The organism is Streptomyces sp. NPDC001568 (assembly GCF_042893755.1).
Taxonomy (GTDB): domain Bacteria; phylum Actinomycetota; class Actinomycetes; order Streptomycetales; family Streptomycetaceae; genus Streptomyces.
Window position 1 is genome coordinate 1 of the sequence record NZ_JBIAVF010000047.1, and the last position, 6,463, is coordinate 6,463.

General features: G+C 73.9%; 2 protein-coding genes. Both read left to right on the forward strand.

Annotated features, from left to right (window positions below; translation table 11 throughout):
* The coding region (locus ACFY0I_RS39805; RefSeq protein WP_388904714.1) for a condensation domain-containing protein at positions 1-1,665 on the forward strand (1,665 nt) is incomplete at its 5' end.
* Positions 1,662-6,463: amino acid adenylation domain-containing protein (locus ACFY0I_RS39810; protein WP_388904715.1), on the forward strand; the 4,802-nt coding region annotated here is incomplete at its 3' end. The genes ACFY0I_RS39805 and ACFY0I_RS39810, both read left to right, overlap by 4 nt.

The following is a 6,463-nucleotide window of genomic DNA, read 5'->3' on the forward strand; positions in this document are numbered from 1 at the left end:
GGGATCGACGACAGTTTCTTCGACCTCGGTGGCGACAGCATCATGTCCATCCAGCTCGTCAGCCGCGCCCGCCGAGCCGGACTGGTCATCACCCCCGGGGAGGTCTTCGAGCACAAGAACATCGCCGCGCTCGCCCTCGTGGCGGGCACCGCCGACGCCTCCCCCGCACCCGTCACGGGCATCGGCACCGGACGGATCCCGGCCACCCCCATCGTTCACTGGCTCCGCGAACACGGCGGACCCATCGGCCGGTTCCACCAGTCCATGCTCCTGCACACCCCGGCCGGCCTGACCGAGGACCGGCTCACCGCCGCCCTCCAAACCCTGCTGGACCACCACGACGCCCTGCGCGCCCGCCTGGTCCGCGAGGACGACTGGGCGCTGCACGTCCCGGAGCCCGGCGCGGTGGCCGCCGGCCCGCTGCTGCACCGCGTGCCCGTCGCGGACATCGACGGCACGGGCGGGGCGCTGCGCGCCGCCGTGGCCGCGGAGAGCGACACCGCCGCCGGCCGGCTCGCCCCGGACGCCGGGGTGATGCTCCGGGCCGTCTGGTTCGACGCCGGAACCGACGCACCCGGCCGGCTCCTGCTCGTCGTCCACCACCTCGTCGTCGACGGGGTCTCCTGGCGCATCCTGGTGCCGGACCTCGCGGCCGCCTGCGAGGCACTCGCCAAGGGCGCCGAGCCCGCCCCGGCGCCGGTCCCGACCCCCCTGCGGGCCTGGTCGCGGGCGCTGACGACCGTCGCACCGGAACGACTGGACGAACTCCCCTTGTGGAAGCTCCAGTTGACCGGCAACGATCCGGTACTCGGCCGCGGCCGGCTCGACCCCGCCCGCGACGTCTTCGCCACCGAGCGGACCGTCGTACGCACCCTGCCCGCGGACCACACCGCCGCGCTGCTGTCCGAGGTGCCCGCCGCCTTCCACGCCGGCGTCAACGACGTCCTGCTCACCGCCTTCGCGTTCGCCGTCGCCGACTGGCGCGCCCGCCGTGCCAAGGGCAACGACGCGGGCGTCCTCGTGGACCTGGAGGGCCACGGCCGGGAGGACGTGGTCGACGGCGCCGACCTCTCGCGCACCGTCGGCTGGTTCACCAGCCTCTACCCGGTGCGCCTGGACACCGGCCCGGCCCACCGCGACCGCTTCTGGTCCGGCGGCCCCGCCGTCGGCCGGAGCCTGAAACACATCAAGGAACAGCTGCGCGCCCTACCGGACAGCGGCATCGGATACGGGATGCTGCGCCACCTCGCACCCGAGGCCCGGCTCCCGGAGACCCCCGCGCCCCAGCTCGGCTTCAACTACCTGGGTCGCTTCCCGGCCGCCGCGCTGCGCGGCGAGCCGTGGACCGCGGCCCCCGAGGCCGAGCTGCTCGGCGGCGGATCCGACCCGACGATGCCGCTGACCCACGAGCTGGAGCTCAACGCCCTCACCCAGGACCACCCCGAAGGGCCCCGCCTGCTGGCCACCTGGTCCTTCGCCGCGGAGCTGTTCACCGGCCCCGAGGTCGAAGACCTCGCCGACACCTTCTTCCGCGCCCTCGCCGTACTGGCCGACCACGCCCGGGCACCCGAGGCCGGCGGGCACACCCCCTCCGATCTGACCCTCGTCTCTCTGTCCCAGGCCGAGATCGACCTGCTGGAAGCCGACTGGAGAACCTCCTCATGACGAAGCCGGGACTCGCCGACGTACTGCCGCTCTCACCGCTGCAAGAAGGCCTGCTCTTCCACGCCCTGTACGACGAGAGCGCCGCCGACGTGTACACCGTCCAGCTGATGTTCGACCTGGAAGGCCCGCTGGACGCGGCAGCCCTGCGGGAGGCCACCGGCGCCCTGCTGCGCCGCCACCCCAACCTGCGCTCCGCGTTCCGCTACGAAGGACTCAGCCGCACCGTCCAGATCGTGCCGCACGAGGTCGACGTCCCCTGGCGGGAGACCGACCTGACGGCCGAGACCGACCCCGACCGGCGGCGGACCGAACTCGACCGGCTGCTGGCCGCCGACCGCGCCGAGCGCTTCGACCTCACCCGGCCGCCGCTGCTGCGCGCGGCCCTCTACCGGCTCGGCGACCAGCAGCACCGGTTCGTCCTCACCAAGCACCACATCCTCATGGACGGCTGGTCCATGCCGGTCCTGGTCCGCGAGCTGTTCCACCTGTACGCCTCCCGGGGCGACGACAGCGCCCTGCCGCGGGTCACCCCCTACCGCCAGTACCTCGCCTGGCTCGACGGCCAGGACAAGGCCGCCGCCGAAACCGCCTGGGCCGAGGCGCTGGCCGGACTCGACGGGCCCTCCCTGCTCGCCCCCGCCGACGCCCCGCCGGCCGGCGTCCAGCCGCAGGCGTTCACCGTGGAACTGACCGCGGAGCTCACCACACGGCTGCGCGAACAGGCCCGCCGGCACGGGCTGACCCTCAACACCGTGCTCCAGGGCGCGTGGGCGCTGCTCCTCGCCAAGCTGACCGGCCGCGACGACATCGTCTTCGGCGCGACCGTCTCCGGCCGCCCCCCGGAAATACCAGGCATCGAGACCATGGTCGGTCTCTTCATCAACACCCTGCCCGTCCGCATCGAACTCCCGGCCGCCGAACCGTTCGCCGACGCCCTCGGCCGGCTCCAGGCACGCCAGGCCCGCCTGATGGCGCACCAGCACCTGGGCCTCACCGACGTGCAGCGCATCGCCGGGGCCGGCCCCCTGTTCGACACCATCGCGGTCTTCGAGAACTACCCGCTGGACACCGACGCGCTCCAGCCGGAAGGCAGCGGCCTGACCCTCACCGGCCTGCACGCCACCGACGCCACCCACTACGCCCTCGGCGTCATCGCCGGTGTGGTCGACGACCGGCTGCGGATGCGCCTGGACCACCGCCCCGACCTGTTCGACACCGACGCCGTACGCGTCATCGGCGACCGCCTGGTGCGGATCTTCGAGGCGTTCTCCGAGGACCCCACCCGGCCCGCCGGCCGGATCGACGTCCTCGGGCCCGAAGAGCACCGGGCACTGGCCGAAGGGCACGGCCCGGGGACCGGGACCGCCGAGGACACCATTCCGGCCCTGTTCGCCGCCCGGACCGCCCGCACCCCGGACCGGATCGCCCTGACCTGCGAGGGCGAACAGCTCACGTACGCCGAACTCGACGCCCGCGCCAACCGGCTGGCCCGGCTGCTCGTCCGGCACGGAGCCGGACCCGAGCGGTTCGTCGCGCTCGCCCTGCCCCGCTCCGCGGACCTCGTCGTCGCCGTGCTCGCCACCCTCAAGTCCGGCGCCGCCTACGTACCGCTGGACCCGGACTACCCGGCGGACCGGCTCGCCCACATGCTGGACGACTCCCGCCCCACCCTGCTGGTGACCCGCTCCGACGCGGGACTGCCCGAGGGGCTCGGCGCGGACGTCGCCCGGCTGCGGCTCGACGACCCGGCCGTCCGCACGGCGCTCGCCGCCGAACCCGCCACCGCCCCCGAGACCGCGCTGCACCCCCAGCACCCGGCGTACGTCATCTACACCTCCGGCTCCACCGGCCGGCCCAAGGGCGTCGTCGTCCCGCACCAGAACGTCGTCCGCCTCTTCGGCGCCACCGACCACTGGTTCCACTTCGGACCCGACGACGTGTGGACCCTCTTCCACAGCTACGCCTTCGACTTCTCGGTGTGGGAACTGTGGGGACCGCTGCTGCACGGAGGCCGGCTCGTCGTCGTCCCGCACGCCGTGAGCCGCTCCCCCGAGGAGTTCCTGCGGCTGCTCGCGGACGAGCGCGTGACCGTCCTGAACCAGACCCCGTCCGCCTTCCACCAGCTGATGCAGGCCGACCGGGAGAACCCGGCCGTCGGTGGCCGGCTGGCCCTGAGGTACGTCGTTTTCGGCGGCGAGGCACTCGACCTGTGGCGGCTCGCCGACTGGTACGCCCGGCACGACGACCGGGCTCCGGTCCTGGTCAACATGTACGGCATCACCGAGACCACGGTGCACGTCAGCCACCTCGCCCTGGACGCGCCGAGCGCCGCCGCCGGACCCGGCAGCATGATCGGCGGGGCCATCCCGGACCTGCGGATCCACGTCCTCGACGGCGGCCTGCGGCCCACCGCGCCCGGCGTCGCCGGCGAGATGTACGTCGGCGGCGCGGGCCTGGCCCGCGGCTACCGGGGCCGCCCCGACCTGACCGCGAGCCGTTTCGTCGCCGACCCGTTCGGCGCCCCCGGCGCCCGCATGTACCGCACCGGCGACGTGGCCCGCCGCACCGGGGACGGCGCCCTGGAATTCGTCGGCCGCGCCGACGACCAGGTCAAGATCCGCGGCTTCCGCATCGAGCCCGGCGAGATCGAGGCCCGGCTCGCCGCCCATCCGACGGTCGCCCAGGTCGCCGTCGTCGTCCGCGAGGACCAGCCGGGCGACCTGCGGCTGGCCGCCTACCTGGTGCCGGCCGCCGGCGAGCGGATCGACGTGGCGCAACTGCGCGCCCACGCGGGCCGCGACCTGCCCGACTACATGGTCCCGGCCGCCTTCGTCGCCCTCGACGCCCTGCCGCTGACCCCCAACGGCAAGCTCGACCGCAAGGCGCTGCCCGCCCCCGAGACCGGCCCCGGCGACACCCGCGGGCGGGCCCCGCGCACCCCGCAGGAGGAGATCCTCTGCGGACTGTTCGCCGAAGTGCTGGGCGTCCGGGAGGTCTTCGCCGACGACCACTTCTTCGACCTCGGCGGGCACTCGCTGCTCGCCACCCGCCTGGTCAGCCGCGTCCGCGGCGCCCTGGGCGTGGAACTGGCCATCCGTACCCTCTTCGAGGCCCCCACCCCGACCGCGCTCGCCGAGCGGATCGGCGACGCAGGCGAGGCCCGGCCGCCCCTGCTGCCGGCCGTCCGCCCCGAACGGGTACCGCTGTCGTACGCCCAGCGCCGCCTGTGGTTCCTCGACCGGCTCGAAGGCCCGGGCGCCACCTACAACGTCCCCCTCGCGCTGCGGCTGCGGGGCACCCTGGACCACGACGCGCTCCGGGCCGCACTGGGCGACGTCGTCGCCCGGCACGAGAGCCTGCGCACCCTCTTCCCCGAAGAGGCGGGCATCCCCTACCAGGACGTCCTCGATGCGGCGGTGGCCCGTCCGGGGTTGGCCGTGGTGGAGGTGTCGCAGGACGGGTTGGACGCGGCACTCGTCGCTTCGGCGGCGCGTGGGTTCGATCTGGCGGCCGAGTTGCCGCTGCGTGCCGAGGTGTTCGTGCTGGGTCCCGAGGAGCAGGTGCTGTTGCTGACGGTCCACCACATCGCGGCTGACGGTTGGTCACTGGCTCCTCTGGGTCAGGATCTCGCCGCCGCCTACGCGGCCCGCGCCGAAGGGGTCGCTCCCGACCTGCGCCCGTTGCCGGTGCAGTACGCGGACTACAGCCTGTGGCAGCGCGACCTGCTGGGATCCGACACCGACCCGCAGGGCCTGGCCGCCCACCAGCTGCGGTTCTGGACGAAGACGCTGGCCGGCGCCCCGGACCTGCTGGAGTTGCCGACCGACCGGCCCCGGCCCGCCGTCGCCAGTCACCGCGGGGGCATGCTCACCTTCACCGTCGAACCCGAGCTGCACCACGGCCTCGTGGCCCTGGCGCGCCAGTCCCGGGCCACCCTCTTCATGGTCCTCCAGGCGGGACTTGCCGCCCTCCTCTCCCGGTTGGGTGCGGGGGAGGACGTTCCGATCGGTGGTGCGATCGCGGGGCGTCAGGACGAGGCGTTGGACGAGCTGGTGGGGTTCTTCGTGAACACGCTGGTGTTGCGTACGGACGTGTCGGGTGATCCGTCGTTCCGGGAGTTGTTGTCGCGGGTGCGTGAGGGGGATCTGGCGGCGTACGCGCATCAGGACGTGCCGTTCGAGCGGGTCGTGGACGCGGTGGCCCCTGATCGTTCCCGGGCCCGTCACCCGCTCTTCCAGGTGATGCTCGTCCTGCAGAACACCGCGACCGCCGAGACGGGGCTGCCCGGACTGGACTCCGTATCGATGCCCGTCGGGACGGGCGCCGCCAAGTTCGACCTGGGCCTCGAATTCACCGAACGGCCGGCGGGCGGCATGGACGCCCTGGTCGAGTACAGCAGCGACCTGTTCGACCACGCCGGCGTCGAGCGGCTGATCGCCCGGCTGCTGCGCCTGCTGACCACCGTCGTCGCCGCCCCGGAGACCCCGGTCGGCGCCATCGACGTCCTGGGCGCCGAGGAGCGCCGCCGCGTGCTGACCGACTGGAACGGGTCGGCCCGCCCCGTGGAGCCGCTCACCGTGCCCGAGCTGTGGGACCGGCGCGTCGCCGCGGCCCCGCAGGACCCCGCGCTGATCTCCGACGCGGGAACCGTCACGGCGGCCGACCTCGATGTGCGGGCGGAGCGGTTGGCCCGGCGTTTGGTGGGGTTGGGGGTGGGGCCGGAGTCGTTGGTGGCGTTGGCGCTGCCGCGTTCGTCGGTGGAGTTGGTGGTGTCGGTGTTGGCGGTGTGGAAGGCCGG